The 21,785-nt window shown below is 69.8% G+C and carries 24 protein-coding genes and 3 tRNA genes; 20 read left to right on the top strand and 7 right to left on the bottom strand.

What is annotated here, in order from left to right:
• Positions 1–56: 56 nt before the first annotated feature.
• Positions 57–536: a CinA family protein gene (locus ACQ143_RS13500; protein WP_449571222.1), complete on the bottom strand. Its 480-nt coding sequence runs from the start codon at positions 534–536 to the stop codon at positions 57–59.
• Between the two features lie 142 nt (positions 537–678).
• On the opposite strand from ACQ143_RS13500, the gene ACQ143_RS13495 reads away from it, so the two are divergent.
• Positions 679–1,011 (top strand): DUF7882 family protein, encoded by a 333-nt coding sequence (locus tag ACQ143_RS13495; RefSeq protein ID WP_449571221.1) that lies wholly within the window; start codon positions 679–681, stop codon positions 1,009–1,011.
• A 48-nt stretch (positions 1,012–1,059) separates the two neighbouring features.
• Here ACQ143_RS13495 and ACQ143_RS13490 read toward each other — a convergent pair whose 3' ends face one another.
• Positions 1,060–1,539, bottom strand: a complete 480-nt coding sequence (locus tag ACQ143_RS13490; protein ID WP_449571220.1) for a YciE/YciF ferroxidase family protein — start codon at positions 1,537–1,539, stop codon at positions 1,060–1,062.
• A 162-nt stretch (positions 1,540–1,701) separates the two neighbouring features.
• Here ACQ143_RS13490 and ACQ143_RS13485 point away from each other — a divergent pair, with 162 nt between their 5' ends.
• From ACQ143_RS13485 to ACQ143_RS13475, 3 genes are all read left to right on the top strand, one after another.
• On the top strand, positions 1,702–1,854 hold the full coding sequence (locus ACQ143_RS13485; RefSeq protein WP_449571219.1) for a hypothetical protein: 153 nt from the start codon (positions 1,702–1,704) through the stop codon (positions 1,852–1,854).
• Between the two features lie 400 nt (positions 1,855–2,254).
• Positions 2,255–2,524 (top strand): hypothetical protein, encoded by a 270-nt coding sequence (locus tag ACQ143_RS13480; RefSeq protein WP_449571218.1) that lies wholly within the window; start codon positions 2,255–2,257, stop codon positions 2,522–2,524.
• A 52-nt stretch (positions 2,525–2,576) separates the two neighbouring features.
• Entirely contained in the window at positions 2,577–3,170 is a 594-nt protein-coding gene (locus tag ACQ143_RS13475) for a DUF305 domain-containing protein (RefSeq protein WP_431797296.1), read from the top strand.
• Between the two features lie 457 nt (positions 3,171–3,627).
• Here the strand turns inward: ACQ143_RS13475 and ACQ143_RS13470 are convergent.
• From ACQ143_RS13470 to ACQ143_RS13460, 3 genes are all read right to left on the bottom strand, one after another.
• A tRNA-Phe gene (locus ACQ143_RS13470) sits at positions 3,628–3,700 on the bottom strand.
• Positions 3,701–3,768: 68 nt separating this feature from the next.
• A tRNA-Asp gene (locus ACQ143_RS13465) sits at positions 3,769–3,842 on the bottom strand.
• A gap of 27 nt (positions 3,843–3,869) precedes the next feature.
• Positions 3,870–3,942: transfer RNA gene (locus ACQ143_RS13460), tRNA-Glu, on the bottom strand.
• A 260-nt stretch (positions 3,943–4,202) separates the two neighbouring features.
• Here ACQ143_RS13460 and ACQ143_RS13455 point away from each other — a divergent pair.
• Positions 4,203–5,615 carry a peptidoglycan DD-metalloendopeptidase family protein gene (locus tag ACQ143_RS13455; RefSeq protein ID WP_449571217.1) on the top strand — a complete coding sequence of 471 codons (1,413 nt, stop codon included), beginning with the start codon at positions 4,203–4,205 and terminating at the stop codon, positions 5,613–5,615.
• A gap of 66 nt (positions 5,616–5,681) precedes the next feature.
• On the opposite strand, the gene ACQ143_RS13450 is transcribed toward ACQ143_RS13455, so the two are convergent.
• A complete protein-coding gene (locus ACQ143_RS13450) occupies positions 5,682–6,215 on the bottom strand; it encodes an inorganic diphosphatase (RefSeq protein WP_449571216.1) in 534 nt (177 codons plus the stop codon).
• Positions 6,216–6,278: 63 nt separating this feature from the next.
• Between ACQ143_RS13450 and tilS the strand changes: the two genes are divergently transcribed.
• The 12 genes from tilS (at position 6,279) to lysS (ending at position 17,568) form a co-directional block, all read left to right on the top strand.
• Positions 6,279–7,274 carry a tRNA lysidine(34) synthetase TilS gene (tilS, locus tag ACQ143_RS13445; protein WP_449571215.1) on the top strand — a complete coding sequence of 332 codons (996 nt, stop codon included), beginning with the start codon at positions 6,279–6,281 and terminating at the stop codon, positions 7,272–7,274.
• Positions 7,275–7,334: 60 nt separating this feature from the next.
• The gene (hpt, locus tag ACQ143_RS13440; RefSeq protein WP_449571214.1) at positions 7,335–7,886 is read left to right on the top strand and encodes a hypoxanthine phosphoribosyltransferase; all 552 of its coding nucleotides are present in this window, start codon (positions 7,335–7,337) and stop codon (positions 7,884–7,886) included.
• Positions 7,887–7,951: 65 nt separating this feature from the next.
• Positions 7,952–9,961, top strand: coding sequence for an ATP-dependent zinc metalloprotease FtsH (ftsH, locus tag ACQ143_RS13435; RefSeq protein ID WP_449571213.1), 2,010 nt, complete (start codon positions 7,952–7,954; stop codon positions 9,959–9,961).
• A 9-nt stretch (positions 9,962–9,970) separates the two neighbouring features.
• Positions 9,971–10,561, top strand: coding sequence for a GTP cyclohydrolase I FolE (gene folE / locus ACQ143_RS13430; protein ID WP_449571212.1), 591 nt, complete (start codon positions 9,971–9,973; stop codon positions 10,559–10,561).
• Between the two features lie 11 nt (positions 10,562–10,572).
• A complete protein-coding gene (gene folP / locus ACQ143_RS13425) occupies positions 10,573–11,370 on the top strand; it encodes a dihydropteroate synthase (RefSeq protein WP_449571305.1) in 798 nt (265 codons plus the stop codon).
• On the top strand, positions 11,367–11,729 hold the full coding sequence (gene folB, locus ACQ143_RS13420; protein WP_449571211.1) for a dihydroneopterin aldolase: 363 nt from the start codon (positions 11,367–11,369) through the stop codon (positions 11,727–11,729). Before folP ends, folB begins: the two co-directional genes overlap by 4 nt.
• Positions 11,726–12,262 carry a 2-amino-4-hydroxy-6-hydroxymethyldihydropteridine diphosphokinase gene (gene folK / locus ACQ143_RS13415; RefSeq protein ID WP_449571210.1) on the top strand — a complete coding sequence of 179 codons (537 nt, stop codon included), beginning with the start codon at positions 11,726–11,728 and terminating at the stop codon, positions 12,260–12,262. The genes folB and folK overlap by 4 nt, the downstream gene beginning before the upstream one ends.
• Positions 12,259–12,753 carry a DUF3180 domain-containing protein gene (locus tag ACQ143_RS13410; RefSeq protein ID WP_449571209.1) on the top strand — a complete coding sequence of 165 codons (495 nt, stop codon included), beginning with the start codon at positions 12,259–12,261 and terminating at the stop codon, positions 12,751–12,753. The genes folK and ACQ143_RS13410 overlap by 4 nt, the downstream gene beginning before the upstream one ends.
• Positions 12,698–13,375: a PH domain-containing protein gene (locus ACQ143_RS13405; RefSeq protein ID WP_449571208.1), complete on the top strand. Its 678-nt coding sequence runs from the start codon at positions 12,698–12,700 to the stop codon at positions 13,373–13,375. Before ACQ143_RS13410 ends, ACQ143_RS13405 begins: the two co-directional genes overlap by 56 nt.
• Entirely contained in the window at positions 13,372–15,306 is a 1,935-nt protein-coding gene (locus ACQ143_RS13400; RefSeq protein WP_449571207.1) for a PH domain-containing protein, read from the top strand. The genes ACQ143_RS13405 and ACQ143_RS13400 overlap by 4 nt, the downstream gene beginning before the upstream one ends.
• Positions 15,303–16,019, top strand: a complete 717-nt coding sequence (locus tag ACQ143_RS13395) for a DUF2520 domain-containing protein (protein ID WP_449571206.1) — start codon at positions 15,303–15,305, stop codon at positions 16,017–16,019. Before ACQ143_RS13400 ends, ACQ143_RS13395 begins: the two co-directional genes overlap by 4 nt.
• 31 nt (positions 16,020–16,050) lie before the next feature.
• On the top strand, positions 16,051–17,568 hold the full coding sequence (gene lysS, locus ACQ143_RS13390; RefSeq protein ID WP_449571205.1) for a lysine--tRNA ligase: 1,518 nt from the start codon (positions 16,051–16,053) through the stop codon (positions 17,566–17,568).
• A gap of 91 nt (positions 17,569–17,659) precedes the next feature.
• Here lysS and ACQ143_RS13385 read toward each other — a convergent pair whose 3' ends face one another.
• Entirely contained in the window at positions 17,660–18,883 is a 1,224-nt protein-coding gene (locus ACQ143_RS13385; RefSeq protein ID WP_449571204.1) for a DUF4192 family protein, read from the bottom strand.
• 133 nt (positions 18,884–19,016) lie between these two features.
• Between ACQ143_RS13385 and ACQ143_RS13380 the strand changes: the two genes are divergently transcribed.
• From ACQ143_RS13380 to ACQ143_RS13370, 3 genes are all read left to right on the top strand, one after another.
• The gene (locus ACQ143_RS13380; protein ID WP_449571203.1) at positions 19,017–19,199 is read left to right on the top strand and encodes a hypothetical protein; all 183 of its coding nucleotides are present in this window, start codon (positions 19,017–19,019) and stop codon (positions 19,197–19,199) included.
• A 46-nt stretch (positions 19,200–19,245) separates the two neighbouring features.
• On the top strand, positions 19,246–20,718 hold the full coding sequence (gene cls / locus ACQ143_RS13375) for a cardiolipin synthase (protein WP_449571202.1): 1,473 nt from the start codon (positions 19,246–19,248) through the stop codon (positions 20,716–20,718).
• 185 nt (positions 20,719–20,903) lie between these two features.
• Positions 20,904–21,584, top strand: a complete 681-nt coding sequence (locus ACQ143_RS13370) for a hypothetical protein (RefSeq protein ID WP_449571201.1) — start codon at positions 20,904–20,906, stop codon at positions 21,582–21,584.
• Positions 21,585–21,785: the final 201 nt, after the last annotated feature.

Raw genomic sequence — 21,785 nt, 5'->3', positions numbered from 1 at the left:
GCGTCGTCCGTGCGTCCGCTGGTGGATGCCGGCGCCCAGCGCCGCACGCCGGCGACTCAGCGCTGCGCGAGGTCGGTGAGTGCGTCGCGCAGACGCGTCACCGTGGCCAGCACACTGGCATCCACCACCTCGGAGGGCGAACCGTCGAACTGGTGCTGCGTGCTGGTGGTGCCGTACGCCGTCGATACGCCGACATGGACCTCTCCGGCCGGGTGGCCGTCCGACGGGTCGGGGCCGCCGACCCCCGTCACCGACGCGCACACCTCGGTGTGCAGCAGGGCGCGGCCGTTCGCCGCCAGCTGGGTGGCGCACGAGTCCGAGCAGGGGTCGGTGCCGGGCACCAGGCCCAGCACCAGCTGCTTGGTCGTGGTCTCGTAGGCCACGACGGCGCCACGGAACCACTCCGACGCGGACGGGCCCCGGCCCAGTGCGCTGGCGACGGCGCCGCTGGTCAGCGACTCGATCACGCCCACCGTGATGCGGTGCTGCCGGCACGTCCGGGCGATCTCTTCGACGACGGCGTCCACGGTGCTCATCGCACCGACATTAGCGGTGGTGGTGGTGATCGAGGCAGAACTGGGGGAGGATGGACACAAACCGACGTTCGCGAGTCGACTTCACGAGTAGATGTCCCCCGCAAACCGTAGCGATGAGCGCACGTCAAGGACGGAGCCCGCATTGGGCCGATTCACCTATCAATCCGGCACGCGCATCGATCTGGAAGATCGCGTGCTCTCCCACCTCCAGGTGGTGATCTCGAATAAGCTCCGCCGTGGCGAGTCGTTCGTGTTCACCTGGCGCGACGACCCCAGCATCGGCGACGGACGCACCTCCGTGTGGCTCAACCCGAGCGTTGCGTTGTCCTTCAAGTACTCCGGCAGCCGCCAGCCCACGCTCAACCGGGCATGGGTCGAAGCATTGGCGGTGACCGCCAACTCTCCCGGCGGGCTGTACATCGTGCCCGAGCCCGCGCCGGTCGCCAGCGGCGAGACGGCGCTGCAATACGGCTGAGTCCACCGGTGCGCGCCAGGCGGTGACCCGGCGCACCGATGCGGTGGATCACTGCATCGATTGCAGGCGCGTGCGCAGCTCTTCGCTCGTGTGGGTCTCCTGGTCGAGGTTCTCCTGCAGGAGGGTGACCGCTTCTTGCTGACCGGTGGCGCGCACGGCCACCAGCAATGACTCGTACGCGGAGATCTCGTAGTGCTCGTTGCCGAGCGCGGCCGACAGGGTGACCTGATCGCGCAGCGAGTTCGCACTGCGTTCGATGAGCGACTGGGCCTGCTTCGAGATGCCCTTGGTGCTCGGCGAGGGGGCGGTCGACTCGGGCAGTTCCAGGAGGGCGAACACGCGGCTCAGGTTCTGGATCTGCTGCTTGGTCTCGTCCTGGTGGTGGCGGAAGAGCTTCTTGACATCGCTCGACTGGGCGGCCGCGGCCAGCTCCTTGAGCGCGGCGAGGGAGTCGTCCTCCATCGTGCGTGCGGTGCGCAGCTGGAAGCGCAGAAGGTCGGCCGGGGTTTCGAGGCGGTTCTGAGGCATGGTTGCTCCTTTCGCGTCGCACGTTAGGTCGGCTGCGGTCGCGTGTTCAGGGCCTTGACGCCACCCTGCACGTGCAGGTACGGGCGAGGCGGATCGGGTGTCAAGCCCCTCGCCGGACGGCCGGACCGACGGCATCCTGGCGCCACGACGAGAGGAGCCGCCATGCGCGAGCAGAACGACCACCCGAGCCAGGCCGAGGGGGAGGATCCCGACCGTCCGCCCACGGGTGACCCGGTGCCCGAGACCGGTCACCCCTCCCAGGCGGAGGGGGAGGACCCGAGGAATGGTGATGAGTCGGACGAGACAGATCGCTGAGCGGGGCTGAAGATGGCTCGCAACATGCGGCTGTTCGACTGCTCGCCGGAGGCGGTCTTCGCCGTGCTCGCCGACGGCTGGCTGTACCCGGGGTGGGTGGTCGGTGCCTCGCGCATGCGCGAGGTCGACGAGGCATGGCCGCAGGCGCGGGCCGAACTGCATCACTCGGTGGGCACGTGGCCGCTGCTCATCAACGATCGGACCGTGGTCGAGGAGTGGTCGCCGCCACGCCGGATGGTGCTGCTGGCACGCGGCTGGCCGATGGGCGAGGCGCGCGTCGAGATCGAAGCACAGGCGAGGGATGCCGGATGTGTGGTCCGCATCCGGGAGACGCCCGTGTCGGGTCCGGCACCTGATCGCGGACGCCACTGGTCGGATCATCGCGTCCACGCCGGACGGATTGCAGATCAGCACCGATGGCGCCGCCTCCTTCACCCCCTGGGAGGGAGCGCCTCTCATCGCCTTGATGAACGTTTCACCCGATCATCGACGAATCGTCGGTGTCGGAACGGGTGGCAAGATCTGGACCACCACTGCCGGGGCGCCCTCCTGGGTCGAGGTCGGGACGGTGCACGGCGCAGCGCAGGCTATCGCGGTCACCAACTCCGGCGACGTCCTCATTGCCGACGACAGTGGCCTCACGCTCCTGCCGGAAGTCGCATCCCCGTAACAAGTCCCATCTCGGCGCTGACGCGCCACCCACTGAGAAAGGAACGATACCGATGTCAAACAGCAATGATCACACCACCTCTCACGAGGAGAAGCAGCACAACAACAACATGCTCGGCATGTACATCCGCTTCGGCGCGATGATTCTCACCGCCGTCGTCGTCATGTACTTCGTGATGTTCGCCGGCTCCTGGGAGTGGGGCCACATCCGCCTCAGCGAGAGCCGCATCTTCATGGCCCTGACCATGGGCGGCACGATGGTCCTCATCATGCTGGGCTGGATGCTCAACATGTACAAGAACACGAAAGCGAACATCGCAATCATCGTCGCCGGCGTGCTCCTCATCGGCGGAGGCATCTTTCTCGACCGTAGCCAGATCACGGTCGACGACACCGCCTTCATGCAGGGAATGATCCCGCACCATTCACTCGCGATCACCCGATCCGAACGCGCACAGATTCAGGACGTCCGAGTCTGCGAACTCGCGGTCAATATCAGCGAAGCACAGAAGAAGGAGATCCTTGAGATGGATTGGCTCATCAAGGACATCGCCGAAAACGGCATCGCGGCAACACCCGAGGAAGCTGCGTCGCGTCCCGTGCCTACCTACGACGAACCTGCCGACCGAACCTGCCCAACGGACTGAGAACTCAGCGGGAGGTGAACCGGGTAGGAGCGCAACGAGACCGTAAAGGTCCCGTCTTGAGACAGCCCGGCCTTGTGGTGACTCCTACCCGGACGCGGTGACGGACACTGCGCTCGAGTGGGTCTTGTCTGAGCGGCAAGCGGTGGCCGGGGTGGTTGGGCTGCGATCGCGGGCCGATCTCGCTCTCGCGCGGGGATTGCTCGCCGCTGCTTGAAATGTTGCGATCGTGCACGTGACGCGGGGCACCCCTTGCTGTCCCGGGAGCGAAGTGCTTTCTCGAGTACCATTTCGTAGCCTGACCGGCCCCAGACCGGCCCAACCGACTCGAGAGCAACGCGGCTGGCGTTCTATCACCGCGTTTCGTCTCGCTGCGCTCGCCCAACGACCGGAACAGAAACCCTCTCACACCAGGGAAAAGAAGAACCCCCTCGGTGTAGAAGCCACCTCGGGGGTTCAGTGGCTCCGACGGGCGTCGATCCCGTGACCTCACGATTTTCAGTCGTGCGCTCTACCAACTGAGCTACAGAGCCGCATGGATCCGAAGAGCCATGTCCTAGGCGAAGGGCCCTCTGAAATTCAAAGGGCCCGTCGCTCGGAGCGACCCTGACGGGACTTGAACCCGCGACCTCCGCCGTGACAGGGCGGCACGCTAACCAACTGCGCTACAGGGCCATGCGTATTCAATTGTAGAGAGGTGAGTGACCCCAACGGGATTCGAACCCGTGCTACCGCCGTGAAAGGGCGGCGTCCTAGGCCGCTAAACGATGGGGCCGAGCGAACCTGGAAGGCTCACGCTTACCGAGGGTCAAGCATACGTGCCAGACGACGAAATTACCAATCGAGGGCGCGCCCACCCGCGCACGCGCGTGAGACGGGGAAGGATGCGGGTGTGCATCGCGCCCGGAAGCGGGATGATGTGTCCAGGGATTTGACCCTGGGCGAATGTGACAGATGTTGCTACTGTGAAAACTGTTGTCTGTGACGGCCTGTCGTCGTAGACCGGCCCGAACACCGTCAGGAGAGGTATCCACCGTGCGTCCCGAGAGCGCCGACCCGGCTGTGGACTGCGGCTGCGCGCCCACCGCCGAAGAGCTGCGGGGCTTCCGCAATCCGGTCACCCGGCGCGGAGCCATCGGCCTGGGCGTGATCGGCCTGGCCGGCGCCGGGTTCCTGCTGGCATCCCCCGCCTTCGCCGCCACCTCCTATCCGACCTGGGACGACGTGCAGAAGGCCAAGTCCAACCAGAGCGCGAAAGCCGCGGAGGTCAAGCGCATCGAGGGGCTCATCGCCCAGCTCGAGAACGACGTCGCGCAGAAGCAAGCGGTCGCCGAGCAGCTCGGCTACGAGTACCAGCTCGCGCAGGAGGAGTTCGAAGACGCGGCCGCCCGCGTCGAGTCGCTGCAGGAACAGGCCGACGCCGAAGCCGCCCGTGCCGAGGAAGCTGCCCAGAAGCTCGGCCGTCTCGCCGCGCAGCAGTACCGCACCGGCGGGGACGACACGTCGCTCGAACTGTTCTTCTCCGACTCCGCCGCCAGCGCGGACGACCTGCTCGCACGCCTGGGCACGATGGACCAGCTGCTCGCCGCGAACCGCAGCGTCTACGCCGACGCCGTCGGCGCCCGCGACAACGCCGAGAACCTGCGCAACCAGGCCGCCGTCGCCCGTGACGAGCGGGACCGGCTGCAGCAGGAGGCCGAGCGCAAGATGATCGCCGCGCAAGAGGCCGCGACGGCCGCCCAGCAGGCGCTCGAAGCCCAGTCCGCCCACCGCGAGACGCTCGAGGCGCAGCTGGCCGCCCTGCAGGACACCACCACCAAGACGATCGCCGGCTACAAGGCCGGTGTCGAAGCCCGTCGCAAGGCGCGGGAAGAGGCCGAGCGCCGGGCTCGGGAAGAAGCCGCCCGCAAAGCCCGCGAAGAGGAGGAGCGCCGCCGCAAGGCCGCCGAAGAGGCCGCCAAGAACAACAACGGCGGCGGTGGTGGCGGTGGCGGTGGCGGCGGGGGAAGCCCCGCCGGCGAGGTGCAGAACTCCGGGTGGGTGCGCCCGGCCGCCGGCTGGATCAGCACGTGGTTCGGCAACCGCGGTGGACTGTGTGCCAACGGCTACTGCACCGGCAGCGGCCACCGCGGCATCGACTTCGCCGCAGGCTGCTGGTCGCCGATCTACGCCGCCGCGTCCGGCCGGGTCGTGTTCGCCGGGCACAGCGGCGCCTGGGGCAACTACATCAAGGTCGACCACGGTGGCGGCATCGTGACCGGGTACGCGCACATCGCGCCGGGCGGCTACAACGTCGGCTACGGCCAGAGCGTCTCGGCCGGTCAGGTCATCGCCTACGTCGGCACGACCGGCGCCTCCACCGGGTGCCACCTGCACTTCGAGGTCTACTCGGGCGGCGTGCGCATCAACCCCGCGCCCTTCCTGCGCGCGCGCGGCATCTCCGTCTGACGCCCGACACCGGCCGCGACACGACAAAGGGTGGATGCCGCGGCATCCACCCCCTGTTCTGTCCGATCAGATGGTCTTCGGGGCGTGCCCTTCACCCTGGGTCGCCGTCTGCGCGCCCTCGGCGCGGAAGCGCTCGAACGCCTCGGTGATCAGGCGCTCGGCCTCGGCGGCGTCGGCCCACTCTTCGACCTTGACCCACTTGCCCGGCTCCAGGTCCTTGTAGCGCTCGAAGAAGTGGCCGATCTCGCCGCGGGTGAACTCGTCGAGGTCGCCGACGTCCTGGATGTGGTTCCAGCGCGGGTCCTTCGCCAGCACGGCGACCACCTTGTCGTCGCCGCCGGCCTCGTCGCTCATCTTGAGCACGGCGACGGGGCGCACCTTGGCCATGACGCCCGGGTACAGGTCGCGGTCCAGCAGTAGGAGCACGTCGAGCGGATCGCCGTCCTCACCGAGGGTGTCCTCGAAGAACCCGTAGTTGGCGGGGTAGCCCATGGGGGTGAACAGCACGCGGTCGAGGAACACGCGGCCGGTGCCGTGGTCGACTTCGTACTTGACCCGGCTGCCGCGCGGGATCTCGATGACGGCGTCGTACGCGCCCATGCTGGTTCTCCTTCAAAACTGTGGGAATGACGCGGTCCAGCCTAATGTCTCGGCCGGGATAGCGTGGGGGTCGTGGAGCACCGTCCGAGCCTCGATCCCGCCGTCGCCGAGGTGCGCCGCGCCGTCCGTGCCGCGCTGGCGGGCATGACCGGTCCGGTGATCATCGGGCTGTCCGGCGGCGCCGACTCGCTGGCGCTGACCGCTGCCGTCGCCTTCGAAGCACCCAGGGCCGGCATCGAGGCCACCGCCGTCGTCGTCGACCACGGCCTGCAGGACGGATCCGCCGAGGTCGCGGCCCGCGCCGCCGCGCACGCCCGGTCATGCGGCCTGGCCGCGCAGGTGATCCTTGTCGAGGTGGGCACCGCCGACGGGCCCGAGGCCGCCGCCCGCTCGGCACGACGTGCCGCGCTGCGCCAGGCGGCGAAGGATGCCGGTGCCACGGCCATCCTGCTCGGTCACACGCTCGACGACCAGGCGGAGACCGTGCTGCTGGGCCTGGCCCGCGGCGCCGGCGCGACGAGCCTGGCCGGGATGGCACCGGCCCGCGCCGACGACGGCTTCACCTGGCTGCGACCGCTGCTGGGCGTGCGGCGCGAGACGACGCGGGCCGCGTGTGCGGCCGAAGGCCTGGAGCCCTGGGCGGACCCGCACAACCTCGAACGCCGTTTCGCGCGGGTGCGCGTGCGCCACGAGGTGCTGCCGGTGCTCGAGCGCGAGCTCGGTCCGGGCGTGGCCGAGGCCCTCGCGCGCACGGCCGAGCAGCTGCGCGAAGACGCCGACGCGTTCGCCGACATGATCGACGAGACGATCGAGGACATCGTCGAGCACGTCGACGCCGGCATCGCCGTCTCGGTGCCCGCGCTGGCGGCCAACCCTGCCGCACTGCGCCACCGCATCATCCGGCACGTCGTCGCGAGCGAATTCGGCACGAGCCTGACCCGCAGCCAGACCCTCGAAGTGGCGCGACTGGTCACCGACTGGTCGGGGCAGGGGCCGATCGACCTTCCGGGGTGTCAGGCGCGCCGGCAGGGGCAGCGCATCGCGTTCACCGCAGGGTGACGACACCCGGGCGAGCGTCGGGCGGTGGGAGTCGCCGCGCGCATTACCTAGACTCGTGTCATGCGCGCGGCCGAAATCGCTGACCAGTTGTCGAACGTCCTCGTCACCGAGGAGCAGATCCAGGACCGGCTCGAAGAGCTCGCCGCCGAAGTCGTCGCCGACTACGAGGGCAAAGATCTGCTGTTGGTCGGGGTGCTGAAGGGCGCCGTCATGGTGATGGCCGACTTCGCCCGCAAGCTGCCCCGCGACATCACGATGGACTGGATGGCGGTCTCCTCCTACGGTGCAGGTACCAAGTCCAGTGGTGTCGTGCAGATCCGCAAGGACCTCGACACCGACCTGACCGGCAAGCACGTGCTCATCGTCGAGGACATCATCGACTCGGGGCTGACCCTGAGCTGGCTGCTCGAGAACTTCGCCTCGCGCGGCGCGGCCTCGCTCGAGGTGCTCGCACTGCTGCGCAAGCCCGAGGCGGCGAAGGTGGAGATCGACTGCCGCTACGTCGGTTTCGACATCCCGAACGACTTCGTCGTGGGCTACGGCCTCGACTACGACGAGCGCTACCGCAACCTGCGCGACGTCGCCGTGCTGGCTCCGCACGTCTACTCCTGACGCCCCGTACGCCGTGGGCGAATGCTCAGACGGCGCATAACGGCACGCGGTAGCCTGATCGGACCATGAATCTGAAGAAGCTGTCCCGCAACCCGTTCATCTACGTGTTGCTCATCGGCGTGCTCCTGCTGATCGGTATGTCGCTGATCAGCAGCCTGACCGGTGCGAAGCAGATCACCACGCAGCAGGGGCTCGAGCTTCTCGGCGGCGACACGGTGACCGAGGTCGTGATGACCGACGGTGACCAGCGCGTCGACATGACCCTGTCGGAGGAGTTCGACGGCGCCACGCAGGTGCAGTTCTACTACGTCGAACCGCGGGCGGACGAGGTCGTCGCCGCCGTGGACGCCGCCGCGCCCGAGGAGGGCTTCAACGACGTGGTGCCGCGCACCACCTTCTGGGACAGCCTGCTGTCGCTGATGATCCCCATCCTGTTGCTGGGCCTGCTGTTCTGGTGGCTGCTGTCGAGCGCGCAGGGCGGTGGCAGCAAGGTCATGCAGTTCGGCAAGTCGCGTGCCAAGCTCGTCACGAAGGAGACCCCGACCGTCACCTTCGCCGACGTCGCCGGTGCCGACGAGGCGATCGAAGAGATGCAGGAGATCAAGGACTTCCTGAAGGATTCGGCCAAGTTCGCCGCGGTGGGCGCCCGCATCCCCAAGGGCGTGCTGCTGTACGGCCCTCCCGGCACCGGTAAGACCCTCCTGGCCCGCGCCGTCGCCGGCGAGGCCGGCGTGCCGTTCTACTCGATCTCGGGCTCCGACTTCGTCGAGATGTTCGTCGGTGTCGGCGCCAGCCGCGTGCGCGACCTGTTCAACCAGGCCAAGGAGAACGCCCCGGCCATCATCTTCATCGATGAGATCGACGCCGTCGGCCGCCACCGCGGTGCCGGCATGGGCGGCGGGCACGACGAGCGCGAGCAGACGCTGAACCAGATGCTCGTCGAGATGGACGGCTTCGACCCGAAGCAGAACGTCATCGTCATCGCCGCCACCAACCGCCCCGACATCCTCGACCCCGCCCTGCTGCGCCCGGGCCGGTTCGACCGTCAGATCGGCGTCGACGCGCCCGACCTGAAGGGACGCCAGCGCATCCTCGAGGTGCACGGCCGCGGCAAGCCGCTCTCGCCCTCGGTCGACCTGTCGGTCATCGCCCGCAAGACCCCCGGCTTCACCGGTGCCGACCTCGCGAACGTGCTCAACGAGGCCGCCCTGCTGACGGCGCGCTCGAACGCGCAGCTGATCGACATGCGCGCGCTCGACGAGGCCATCGACCGGGTCATCGCCGGCCCCCAGCGCCGCACCCGCGTCATGAAGGACAAGGAGAAACTCATCACCGCGTACCACGAGGGCGGCCACGCCCTCGCCGCCGCAGCGATGAACCATACCGACCCGGTGACGAAGGTCACCATCCTGCCCCGCGGCAAGGCGCTCGGCTACACGATGGTGCTGCCGCTCGACGACAAATACTCCGTCACCCGCAACGAGCTGCAGGACCAGCTCACCTATGCGATGGGCGGCCGCGTCGCCGAGGAGATCGTCTTCCACGACCCCACCACCGGTGCCGCCAACGACATCGAGAAGGCCACCGGCATCGCCCGCAAGATGGTCACCGAGTACGGCATGACCACCGACGTCGGGCCCATCAAGCTCGGCCAGTCGTCCGGTGAGGTGTTCATGGGCCGCGACATGGGCCACGGCCGCGACTTCAGCGAGAGCATCGCCGAGCGGGTCGACGAGCAGGTGCGCGAACTCATCGAGCAGGCGCACAATGAGGCCTACGAGGTCATCAACGCGAACCGCGAGATCCTCGACCGGCTCGCCCTCGAGCTGCTCGAGAAGGAGACGCTCGACCACATCCAGCTCGCCGAGATCTTCGCCGACGTCAAGCGCCTGCCGCCCCGCCCGCAGTGGCTGTCGAGCCAGGAGCGTCCGGTGTCGACCCTCCCGCCGGTCGAAGTGCCGCAGCGTCGTGACGAGGCGGGCCTGGCCGCGTCGGTCGAAGCCGACACGGCACCTGCTGCCGGCACCGCCCCCGCGCGGCGCCCCAGCGGTCAGGCCCGGCCCGCGACGGCATAGGCTCATGACGTGACCGTCGATCGTGAACGTGTGGCCGCGGCGGTACGCGAACTCCTCGAGGCGATCGGGGAGGATCCCGACCGTCCCGGCCTGAAGCAGACGCCGCAGCGGGTCGCCGACGCGTACGCGGAGTTCTTCGCGGGCGTCGGTGCCGATGCCGGCGAGCCTCTGCAGCGCACGATCTCCGTCTCGCAGGGACCGGCACCGGACACGTTGCCGTCCGGCGCGGTCATGCTGCGTGACATCCGGTTCCGTTCGATGTGCGAGCATCACCTGCTGCCCTTCGCCGGACGTGCGCACATCGCCTACCTGCCCGGGGAGCAGGTCGTGGGGCTCGGTGCCCTGCCACGGGTCGTCGACCTGGTCGCCACCCGCCCGCAGGTGCAGGAGCGTCTCGGCGAGCAGATCGCCGACGCGATCGACGGCGCCCTCGACACCCGGGGCGTGCTGGTCGTGCTCGACGCCGTCCACCAGTGCGTCACGATGCGCGGCGGCCGTCAGCCTCTCGCCTCGACCGTCACGATCGCCGCCCGCGGCCAGTTCACCGAACCGGTCGCCCGGGCCGAGGTCATCGCGCTGTTGACCGGGGGGTCGGTGTGACGACGCTCATCATGGGCGTGGTCAATGCCACCCCGGATTCGTTCAGCGACGGGGGCCGCTATCTCGCCGCCTCCGACGCGGTGATCCACGGCCGCACGCTCATCGCGGCAGGTGCCGACATCCTCGACGTCGGCGGCGAGTCCACCCGTCCCGGCGCCGAGCGGGTGCCCGCCGCGCTGGAACAGGAGCGGGTGCTGCCGGTCATCGACGCGCTCGCCGCCGAAGGCGTGATGATCAGCGTCGACACGTTGAACGCCACGACCGCGGCCGCCGCGATCGCCGCCGGCGCCCTCATCGTCAACGACGTCTCCGGCGGGCTGGCCGACCCCGAGATCCTCGACGCGGTCGCCGAGACCGAAGCGCACTACGCGATCGGCCACTGGCGCGGCCATTCGGCCGACATGTACGCCCGCGCACACTACGACGACGTGGTGGCCGAAGTGATCGCCGAGCTCGAAGAGCGGCACCACGAGGCGCTGGCCGTCGGCATCCCGCCCGACCGGATCATCGTCGACCCGGGCCTGGGCTTCGGCAAGCGTGGACAGCAGAACTGGGCGGTGCTGCAGGGACTCGAGCGCATCGTCGCGATGGGACCCCGCGTGCTCGTCGGCACCAGCCGCAAGGGATTCCTCGCCGAGGCGCTCACCGAGATCGGCGGCGAGGCCACCGAAGCCCGCCGCGACCTGGCCACCGCCGTCACGAGCGTCCGCGCCGCACAGGCGGGCGTGTGGGCGGTGCGGGTGCATGACGTCGCCGCGACCCGCGACGCGCTGCACATCGCCGCCCTGCAACAGGAAGCCGCCCGATGACCGACCGCATCGCGATCACCGGCATCCGCGCCACCGGCTTCCACGGCGTGTACGAGCACGAGCGCCGGGAGGGGCAGGAGTTCATCGCCGACGTCGTCCTGTTTCTCTCGTTGCGCGAGGCCGGGAGCACCGACGACGTCGCCGACACCGTGCACTACGGCGAGGTGGCCGAAGAGGTCGCCGCCGTGCTGGCCGGGGATCCGGTCGACCTGATCGAGACCGTGGCGCAGCGCATCGCCGACCGGGTGCTGGCCCGCCCCCTCGTGCAGGAGGTCACCGTCACCGTGCACAAGCCGCAGGCGCCCATCACGGTGCCGTTCGGCGATGTCGCCGTCACGATCACCCGGGCGCGCTCATGAACCGGCGGCTGGCCCAGGGGGCGGATGCGCCGACATCGGATGCGCGGCGACCAGCGGTGGAGGCGGTCATCGCGCTGGGCGCCAACCTGGGCGATCGCGCGCAGACGATCGCCTCGGCGAAGGCCGACCTCGACCGGCTCCCGCTGAGCCGCGTGACCGGCATGGCCGAGCCCATCGAATCGGTCGCCGTGACGCTGTCGGGTCCGGATGCCACGGCGCCCGCCTACTTGAACACGGTGGCCCTGCTGCGCACGCGCCTGGCCCCCACCGTCCTGCTGGGCTACCTGCACGCCATCGAGGCCCGCCATGGGCGCGAACGCGGGGAGCGGTGGGGCGACCGCACGCTCGACCTCGACCTCATCGCCTACGGCGATGTGCGCTGCGACACCCCGACGCTCACGCTGCCGCACCCGCGCGCGGCGGAGCGGTCCTTCGTGCTCGAGCCGTGGCTGCGCATCGACCCGGACGCCCAGCTGCCGGGCGTCGGTCCGGTCGCCGAGCTGTGGCAGCGACTGCGGGAGGCGGGCTCGTGAAGCGCACGAGCCCGGGCATCCTCGTCGCCGCGGCCGTCGTCGGTGCCGCGGTCGGCTTCCTCGTCGACCAGCTGCTGACCGCCACCGGGCGTCCCACCTTCACACCCTCGCCGTTGCTGGCGATCCTGCTGGCGATGCTCGCGGTCGTGCTGGTGGTGCTCGCGCTGCCGATCCGCCGCGCGACCCACACGCCGGGGGCGCCGCCCGTCGACCCGTTCCGCGCGCTGCGCATCGCGATGCTCGCGAAGGCGTCGAGCCTCGTCGGCGCACTGGTGGCGGGCTTCGCGGGCGGATTGCTCGTCTTCCTCCTGACCCGGCCCGTGCTGCCCTCGTTAGGCTCATGGGGAGCGGTCTTCGCGACTGCCGTGGGGGGACTGGTCCTCGTGGCGGGCGCCCTGATCGCGGAGCACCTGTGCACCACCCGGAAGGATGACGATGACCAACAGCCCGGACCCGACGAACCCGGCTTCGGACTCAGCCACCGGGACTGACCCGGCGGTCGACTCCCCAGCATCCACCCCGGGGGCTGCGGCGGCCCCGTCGGCAGGAGTGCCGGCGGCGCCCGCGTCGGTCAATGATGCGCCCGCGTTCGACGCCGGCACCTACTCCGCGATCCTCGAACCGCGCCACCCGGGCCGGTTGCCGCTGGGCGACGGCACCTGGCACCAGGTGGCCAAGAAGTACGTGACCGTGCAGTTCATCGCCAACGCGGCCGTGCTGCTGCTGATCGTCGCCGTCGTGGTCGCGCTGTATCTGTTCGCCGACCAGACGTGGGCGTGGATTCCGGGTGCGATCGCGGCGGCGGTCACGGTGGTGACCATGATCGTGCTGCCGCGCCAGGCCCGCTCGATCGGTTATCAGTTGCGCAAGGACGACCTCGTGTTCCGCCGCGGCATCCTGTGGCAGCGCATGGTCGCCGTGCCGTACGGGCGGATGCAGCTGGTCGACATCACGCACGGCCCGCTCGACCGCGGCTTCGGCATCGCGCAGCTCAAGCTCGTGACGGCTGCGGCGTCGACCGGGGTGACGATCCCCGGTCTCACGCAGGCGGCGGCCGAGCAGCTGCGCGACACCCTGATCGACGTCGCCGAGACCCGGCGGACCGGCCTGTGACCTCGCCCGACCCGCACGCGGTTCCGCCGCGGGGGCCCGTCCCGCACGCGGTTCCGCCGCGGGGGCCCGTCCCCGGGGCGTCGCCTGCGCCCGAGCCGGCGCCCGCCGCTCCCGAGCCGGCGTCCGCCGCGGCATCCGCGCCGCCGGCGGTCGACGTGCGCTCGCCGCTCAGCGACGGCGAGTGGCACCGCATGCACCCACTGTCGCCGCTGCTGAAGGGCGGGCTGTTCCTGCTCGTCGTGATCGGCATTGTGGTGACGAACCTGCGCGACCGGCTCATCGCACTGTTCGTCCCCGCCGAGGGAGACTCCGACTGGGTCGAGTATGAGGGGGACCCGTTCGACTTCATCATCGAGAACGACCTCATCCTCGTTGCCGCCCTTGTCCTGCTGGGCCTGCTCGTCGTGATGGTGGCGATCTTCTGGGTCTCGTGGCGGTTCCACACCTTCCGCATCACCGACGACGACGTCGAAGTGCGCAGCGGCGTGATCTTCCGCACCCACCGCCGGGCTCCCCTCGATCGTGTGCAGGGCGTCAATCTGACCCGGCCTATGGTCGCGCGGCTGTTCGGCTTGGCCAAGCTCGAGGTGGTGGGGGCCGGGCTCGATGCGAACGTCAAGCTCGAGTACCTCACGACGACGAACGCCGAGACCATCCGCGGCGACATCCTGCGGCTGGCATCCGGACGCCAGCTCGGTGCGGCGGCGGCGCGGGCCGAACGGGCGGGCGTGTCCCTTGCCCGCGCGGCCGACACGGTCGCGGCGGGGTTCACGGGTCTCATCGAAGGCGCCGAAGAGCCGGCCGACGAACCGGAATCCGTCGTGCACCTGCCCACCGGCCGCGTCATCGGCGCGCACCTGATCTCAGGCACCACGATCTGGCTGCTGCTGCTGATCGGGGCTGTGATCGTCGGGGCGATCCTGGGCACGCCGTGGGTCCTGTTCAGCATCATCCCGGCCCTGATCGGTTTCGGAACGTACTGGTTCCGGCAGATCACCCGATCGCTGCGGTACTCGATCGCGCCCACCGCGGCCGGAGTGCGCATCACCTTCGGCCTGTTCACGACCATCACCGAGACGCTGCCGCCCGGCCGGATCCACGCGTTCGAGATCGCGCAGCCGATCCTCTGGCGCCGGTTCGGCTGGTGGCGCATCCGGGTCAACCGCCTGAGTGGGCGGTCGGCGACCGACACGAGTGCGCAGCAGTTCTCCGAGGTGCTGCCGGTGGGAACCCGCGACGATGTCGAGCGCGTGCTCCGGCTGTTCCTGCCCACGATGCCCGACGAGATGTGGACCCAGCTGTCCGCGTACGGACTGTTCGGACCGGCCGCCGGCGACCCGTACACGACGACGCCGCGACGCGCGCGCTGGCTGCGGCCGTTCTCCTGGAAGCGCAACGGATTCCTGCTGACGCCGAACGCGCTGCTGCTGCGCCACGGCGTGTTCCGCCGCGCCCTGGTCATGCTGCCGCTGGCGCGCCTGCAGTCGGTGCGCATCAGCCAGGGGCCGATCGACCGCAGGGTCGGGGTGGCGAACATCACCGGCCACACCGTGCTGGGTCAGGTGTCCGGAGCGCTCGGCATCATCGACCGTGACGACGCCCTGCAGCTCTGGGAGCGCACCGCCGCGGGCGTGATCGTTGCCGCCGCCGGCGACCGCTCGCACCGGTGGGATGCCGGTGAGGCGGATGCCGGTGAGATGCCGGCCGTGCCGGTGGATTCGCCCGTGCCGGGTGCGGCGGCCATGCCGGGGCAGTCGGGCGACGACCCCACCGCACCGGTGGATTCGCCCGCGCCGGTCGATCCACCCGTGCCAGGTGAGACGCCCGTGCCGGACCGGGCTGCTGATAACCCCGCCGCGCCGGATGATGACCCCGCTACGCCGGGTGAGCGGTCGGAACACGACGGTCCCGACCCCGGGGCGCAGCGGTGAAGCGCGAGGGACGCCTCGGCGTCGGCGTGATCGGCGCCGGCCGCGTCGGACCCGTGATCGCCGCCGCTCTCGCCGGTGCGGGGCACGCCCTCACGGGGATCACTTCCGGCTCGGACGCCGACCGGGTCGAGGCGATGCTCCCCGGCATCCCCACCCTCACCGCCGACGAGGTGGTGCGCCGCAGCGAGCTGGTCGTCATCGCCGTGCCCCACGACGAACTGCCCGGGCTGGTCGCCGGTCTGGCGGAGCTCGGCGCGTGGCAAGTCGGCCAGCTGGTGCTGCACGTCGACCCCGCCCACGGCATCGACGTGCTGGCACCCGCCGCCGCACGCGGGGCGATTCCCCTCGCGATGCATCCGGCGATCACCTTCACCGGCACCTCCATCGACGTGCGTCAGCTCACCGGAGCGTATGCCGCCGTCACCGCTCCCGCGGCCGTGCTGCCTATCGCGCAGGCGCTCGCCGTCGAGATCGGATGTGAGCCGGTCGTCATCGCCGAGGCCGACCGTGCCGCGTATGCGGAGGCCATCGCCACGGCCACCGCGTTCTCGACATCGATCGTGCAGCAGGCGTCGGGGCTGCTGACACAGGCGGGGGTGCCCGAGCCCGGCCGTTACCTCTCGGCGCTGGTCCACTCGACGATCGACCGCGCCCTGGGCGGAGCCGACCCGGACGGCTACCCGGTCGACGGGGCGGACACGCGGCCCACGTAGACTGAGAGGTCGAAATCCTAGGAGCATCCGCATGACCGACACGCCGAACGCGCCCGCCGCCACCGAAGAGGACATCTTCGAGCAGAAGGCCGTCCGCATGGCCAAGCGGGAGCGCCTCATCAACGAGCGTGCGGATGCCGCCGGCGGCGCCTACCCGGTGGCCGTCCCGGTCACCGACACCATCCCCGCGCTGCGCGAGCGCTACGGCGACCTCGAGGCCGGTGCCGAGACCGGCGTGACCGCCTCGGTGGCCGGCCGCGTCGTGTTCAGCCGCAACACGGGCAAGCTGTGCTTCGCATCGCTGCAGGCCGGTGACGGCAGCCGCATCCAGGCGATGGTGTCTCTGGCCGAAGTGGGCGAGGAATCGTTGCAGGCGTGGAAGGAACTCGTCGACCTCGGCGACCACGTCTCGGTCACCGGACAGGTCATCTCCAGCCACCGCGGCGAGCTGTCGATCATGGTCACCGACTGGGTGATCGCCTCGAAGGCGCTGCTGCCGCTGCCGAACATGTACACCGAGCTCAGCGAAGAGAGCCGGGTGCGCTCGCGCTACCTCGACCTCATCGTCCGCGAGCAGGCTCGCACAACGGTGCTGGCCCGTGCGAAGGTCAATGCCAGCCTGCGCGCCACCTTCGCCGACCGCGACTTCATCGAGGTCGAGACCCCGATGCTGCAGGTCCAGCCCGGCGGTGCGGCCGCCCGCCCGTTCGTCACGCACTCGAACGCGTTCGACGCCGACCTCTACCTGCGCATCGCCCCGGAGCTGTACCTCAAGCGTGCCGCCGTAGGCGGCATCGACCGGGTCTTCGAGATCAACCGCAACTTCCGCAACGAGGGCGCCGACTCGACCCACAGCCCCGAGTTCGCGATGCTCGAGGCCTACGAGGCCTATTCCGACTACAACGGCATCGCCGACCTCACCCAGGACCTCGTCCAGAACGCCGCCGTCGCGGTGACCGGCTCGACCGAGGTCACCTGGGCCGACGGCACCGTGTACGACCTGGGTGGCCAGTGGGACCGCATCTCGATGTACGAGTCGCTGTCGCAGGCTGCCGGCCGCGTGATCACCCCCGACACGTCGCTCGAGGAGCTGCAGGCGCTCGCCGCCGCCGAAGGCGTCGAGGTGCCGGCCAAGATCGCCACCCACGGCAAGCTCGTCGAGGAGCTCTGGGAGCACTTCGTCAAGGGCGGGCTCGAGCGCCCCACGTTCGTCATGGACTTCCCGGTCGACACCAGCCCGCTGGTGCGCGAGCACCGCAGCATCCCCGGTGTGGTCGAGAAGTGGGATCTGTACATCCGCGGCTTCGAACTGGCCACCGGCTACTCCGAGCTGGTCGACCCGGTCATCCAGCGCGAGCGGTTCGTTCAGCAGGCGGCCCTGGCCGACCGCGGTGACGACGAGGCGATGCGACTGGACGAGGAGTTCCTCCGCGCCATGGAGCACGGCATGCCCCCGATGGGTGGCATGGGCATGGGCATCGACCGCCTCATGATGGCGATCACCGGCCTGGGCATCCGCGAGACCATCCTGTTCCCGCTGGTCAAGTAGCCCTCGGCCCGGCGGCGGGGCCGATTTCGCGGGGTGCTGTGCCCGCCACGGCGTCGTGGGGGTGCTGCGCCTGGTCATGCGGTCGTGCCGGTCACGCGGAGGTGCGGAACGCCCAATCAGGCAGGTGTCCGGCCGCCACGAACGAGCGGACGATCTCCGCCAGACCATGGTCGGGATCGATCGCCTGCGCCATTGCCGCGTACCTGTCGGCGTGTGTCGAGCGGCCCAGCGCCCAGGACAGCCATGCGCACACCGACAGCGCCCCGGCCCGCAGGTGCGGTGGCGCCAGCGCGGCGACGTGCCGGCACAACTCCAACGCCTGGTCGAGCCGCGCGGGCAGGGGCTCGGCATCCTCGCCCCACATGACCGAGGCCAACTCGACCGGGTACTCGGCGCCACTGTCCTCCCACCGGTGCTGCGCCTCCAGGGCCTGCTGTCCGCGCACGATGTCTCCGCTCCACTGCACCAGGGCCACGTCGCGCAGCGCCGGGCGGCCCAGACACCAGGCCAGCACCGCGGCTTGGGCCGGGCGCAGATCGGTCGCCTTCCACCTCAGCGCCCGTTCGTACAGGCCGGGCAGATCGTCCATCTCGCAGGCCGCCGCCAGCGCTCTCGGGTCGATCCGGTGCCGGCGGCGGGGGATGCCGCCGGCGACACACGCGCCATCGACGCACTCGTCGACGCAGTCCTCCTCCCGGCACTCCCCGTCGAGGCACCCGCAATCCGCGACGTCGTCGAGCTCGGCGTCGCCCAGCCCGTCGTCGAGCTCGGGGTCGGGGTCGAAGCCACACAGCAACTCGACGGATGCGCGCAGCGACCGCAGCGCGGCATCCACCTCGGCCCGCTCCTCCTCGCCGTACGCCGGCAGCTCCGCCCCCGTGGACTGGTCGCCCCGCGCCGTACCGGTCAGCATGAGCTCGTCGAGCGACCGCACCGGCGGGGCCCCGGCATCCACATGGGAGCCCCAACCGTCGGCTGCGACGACGAGCACGTCGACCAAGCGCAGTCCGCTGGCCGCCGCAGCACGGCCGAGAGCAGCCGCCAGGTCGCCGCGCGGCAGGCCGTCGACGACGGGCTCGTCGGTGTAAACGACGGTGACGAACGCATCCACCCCGTCGAGCCGGCACAGCATGCCGATGGTCGTCGACACGAGCGGTCCGGGATCACCCGGGGGCAGATCGACGCGCAACGCGCCGACGCTGCGGCCGTCCCGCAGCGGGACGACCACGACGCTGCGGGTGGGGGTGAACCCGAGCAGCCGCGGGACGACGGACAGGAACTGGGCCGCGTCGGCGACCGGCACGATGGTGGACATGGGTCGAGCGTGCTCGTTCGCCGCGGTGCGTGTGAGGCCCGCGGACCCGAATGTGGAGGATCGGTCCGATCACGCCGCGCAGACTGCGCTGGGGAGGAGGCGGCACCGCCGCGCGGCGACGTACGATGGAGGCATGGATGAGTACTGGGCCGCCGTCATCTGGTCGCTGCTGCCGACCGTGGTGGTCTTGGGGCTGTTCATCTTCGTGCTCCGCGGCATCCTGCGCATGGACCGCAGCGAGCGACGCGTGCACGCCAAGATCGAGGCCGAAGAGCGCGCGAAACGCGGTCTGAAGCCCACCCAGAACACGGAGTGACCGCGCCCCTCGGTACGCTGAGCGAGAGCGTACGGCGGGGGATGGCGTGATCAGCATCAGCATCAATTGGACGTGGACCTGGTGGGTCGTCCTCGTGCTGGCGTTCGACATCACCGTTCGCGTGCTGTCGGTCATCATCATCCCGCGCAACCGCCGTCCCACCTCGGCGATGGCATGGCTGCTGGCCATCTATTTCATCCCGGTCATCGGCATCCTGCTGTTCCTGCTCATCGGCAACCCGCGCCTGCCGCGCCGACGGCGCAAGAAGCAGCAGCGCATCAACGCCTACATCCGTGATTCCGACGCCAACCTCGACTTCGGGTCGCTGCGCCCCAACGCTCCGGCCTGGTTCACCGGCGTGGTCACCCTCAACCGCAATCTCGGCGCGCTGCCGCTGTCGGGTGACAACGGCGCGCAGCTCATCTCCGGGTATCAGGACAGTCTCGACGCGATGGCCGCGGCGATCCGCACGGCCGAGGAGTACGTCCACGTCGAGTTCTACATCCTGCAGTCCGACGAGACGACCGACGACTTCTTCCGCGCCCTCGAAGAGGCTACCGCCCGCGGCGTGACCGTGCGGGTGCTGCTGGACCACTGGGCCAACCGCGGCAAGCCGTTCTACAAGCAGACCCTGAAGCGATTGGATGCCATGGGTGCCCACTGGCACCTCATGCTCCCCCTGCAGCCGTTCAAGGGGAGGTTCCAGCGGCCTGACCTGCGCAACCACCGCAAGCTCCTCGTCGTCGACGGCAAGGTCGCCTTCACCGGGTCGCAGAACGTGGTCGACTCAACCTACAACCTGCGCAAGAACATCCGGCGGGGGCTGCACTGGGTCGACCTCATGGCCCGCGTCGACGGTCCTGTCGTGGCATCCATCAACGCGGTGTTCTTGTCCGACTGGTACAGCGAGACCGACGAGTCGCTCACCGACGAGTTCGACATGTTCGCGGTGCAGCCCGGCACCGGTGACCTCGACTGCCAGATCGTGCCGTCAGGCCCCGGATTCGAGTTCCAGAACAACCTGAAGCTGTTCATGACCCTGTTGTTCGCGGCCGAGAAGCGCGTGAGCATCGTGAGCCCGTACTTCGTGCCCGAGGAGGGTCTGCTCACGGCGATCCAGTCGGCGTGCCAGCGCGGCGTCGCCGTCGAGCTGTTCGTGTCCGAAGAGGGCGACCAGGCGATGGTGTACCACGCGCAGCGCAGTTACTACGAAACCCTGCTGCGCGCCGGCGTGCGCATCTGGCTGTACAAGCGGCCGTACATCCTGCACTCCAAGTCGATGTCGATCGACGACGAGACCGCCGTCATCGGCTCGAGCAACATGGACATGCGCTCGTTCGGCCTCAACCTCGAGATGTCGATGCTCGTGCGCGGCGCCGAATTCGTCGATCAGTTGCGCGAGGTCGAAGACCAGTACCGGGCCGATTCGCGCGAGCTCACCCTCGACGAGTGGCTGCAGCAGCCGCTGCGCTCGACCGTGCTCGACAACCTCGCGCGGCTCACCTCTGCGCTGCAGTGAGCGCTGTGTGCTGCAGGAGGTGGCGTTGTGAGCGTCGCTGCCGACGGCGCGGCCGGGACACGAGTACAGATGGATGCCGGCTGAGACGCTTCTGCCCCGGGCGACACTCTCGGGGTGAATGCCCGCGGCGTTCATCGTGCTGCGCGCCCGCGCGCCGGCATCCACTCGCGTGAAAGGATCCCCCCATGCCCGTACGTCGTCTCGCCCTCACTACGCTCGCCGCCCTCACCCTTGTGCTGGGCGGATGCGCGACGCCGGGGGCGGGGGAACCCGGCGGGATCGTGGACGGCGAGTTCGCGGTCGAGGCCGCATGGCTGGACGGTGGGCGGGCCATCGCGCTCGTGACGCAGGGCAGTTCGTCGTGTGTGCCGATCGCGGCTGATGTGACCGTCGGTGATGACGGGGCGCTCGAGGTCGCGCTGGAGGATCCGCAGACCGACGGGTGCAGCGATGACCTCGCGCCGCGCGCGACGCTTGTCGGCGTGCCCGACGGTGTTGCGGTGGCCGGCGAGCTCGAGATCCGTGTCACGTACGGGATCGACTCGTCGGGTGAGGCCGATCTCGACGCCTACGCCGGTGGCGACGTCGCGGAGTTCACGCCCTCGGCCGGTGTCGTCGGCGACGACCTGATCGCGCTGCTGACCTGGGGCTCGTCGTCGTGCGCTCCGGTGGTGGCCGCGGCCGAGTTCGACGGTGAGGCGACCCACGTGGAGTTCGAGACCCCGGCATCCGACCAGGTGTGCACGATGGACATGGCCCCGCGCGTGACGCTGGTCTCGGGGTTCAACGTCGATGAGGCCTCGACCGTGACGCTGTCCGGTGGCTCGGACTTCGCCGACCCGGTGACCATCCTGCTCGCCGACTGAGTCGCGCGGGGTGGGCGTTGCGCTGCGGCTGAAACGTTCGTTGCGCCGGCAGTTCCCCTGACGCGGAACGCGGGTGTCTGGCACGGGCACCCGCAACGCGCGTCAGGGGAGAGTCACGCCCGGTTGTTCCCCTGACCCACGACGCGGGTGTCTCGCGCGGCAACCCACGTTTAACGTCAGGGGAACGTCGAGCGCCGCTTC

The sequence above is a fragment of the Microbacterium pollutisoli genome (genome assembly GCF_053586795.1).
The sequence above is the reverse complement of the archived record's forward strand: the minus strand, read 5'-3'. Positions and strand labels throughout refer to the sequence as shown.

Coding starts and splice junctions, on each gene's coding strand:
- ACQ143_RS13500 (WP_449571222.1), bottom strand. CDS start 536: ATGAGCACCGTGGACGCCGTCGTCGAAGAGATCGCCCGGACGTGCCGG.
- ACQ143_RS13490 (WP_449571220.1), bottom strand. CDS start 1,539: ATGCCTCAGAACCGCCTCGAAACCCCGGCCGACCTTCTGCGCTTCCAG.
- ACQ143_RS13485 (WP_449571219.1), top strand. CDS start 1,702: ATGCGCGAGCAGAACGACCACCCGAGCCAGGCCGAGGGGGAGGATCCC.
- ACQ143_RS13475 (WP_431797296.1), top strand. CDS start 2,577: ATGTCAAACAGCAATGATCACACCACCTCTCACGAGGAGAAGCAGCAC.
- ACQ143_RS13450 (WP_449571216.1), bottom strand. CDS start 6,215: ATGGGCGCGTACGACGCCGTCATCGAGATCCCGCGCGGCAGCCGGGTC.
- hpt (WP_449571214.1), top strand. CDS start 7,335: ATGCGCGCGGCCGAAATCGCTGACCAGTTGTCGAACGTCCTCGTCACC.
- ftsH (WP_449571213.1), top strand. CDS start 7,952: ATGAATCTGAAGAAGCTGTCCCGCAACCCGTTCATCTACGTGTTGCTC.
- folP (WP_449571305.1), top strand. CDS start 10,573: ATGGGCGTGGTCAATGCCACCCCGGATTCGTTCAGCGACGGGGGCCGC.
- folB (WP_449571211.1), top strand. CDS start 11,367: ATGACCGACCGCATCGCGATCACCGGCATCCGCGCCACCGGCTTCCAC.
- folK (WP_449571210.1), top strand. CDS start 11,726: ATGAACCGGCGGCTGGCCCAGGGGGCGGATGCGCCGACATCGGATGCG.
- ACQ143_RS13405 (WP_449571208.1), top strand. CDS start 12,698: ATGACCAACAGCCCGGACCCGACGAACCCGGCTTCGGACTCAGCCACC.
- lysS (WP_449571205.1), top strand. CDS start 16,051: ATGACCGACACGCCGAACGCGCCCGCCGCCACCGAAGAGGACATCTTC.
- ACQ143_RS13385 (WP_449571204.1), bottom strand. CDS start 18,883: ATGTCCACCATCGTGCCGGTCGCCGACGCGGCCCAGTTCCTGTCCGTC.
- ACQ143_RS13380 (WP_449571203.1), top strand. CDS start 19,017: ATGGATGAGTACTGGGCCGCCGTCATCTGGTCGCTGCTGCCGACCGTG.
- ACQ143_RS13370 (WP_449571201.1), top strand. CDS start 20,904: ATGCCCGTACGTCGTCTCGCCCTCACTACGCTCGCCGCCCTCACCCTT.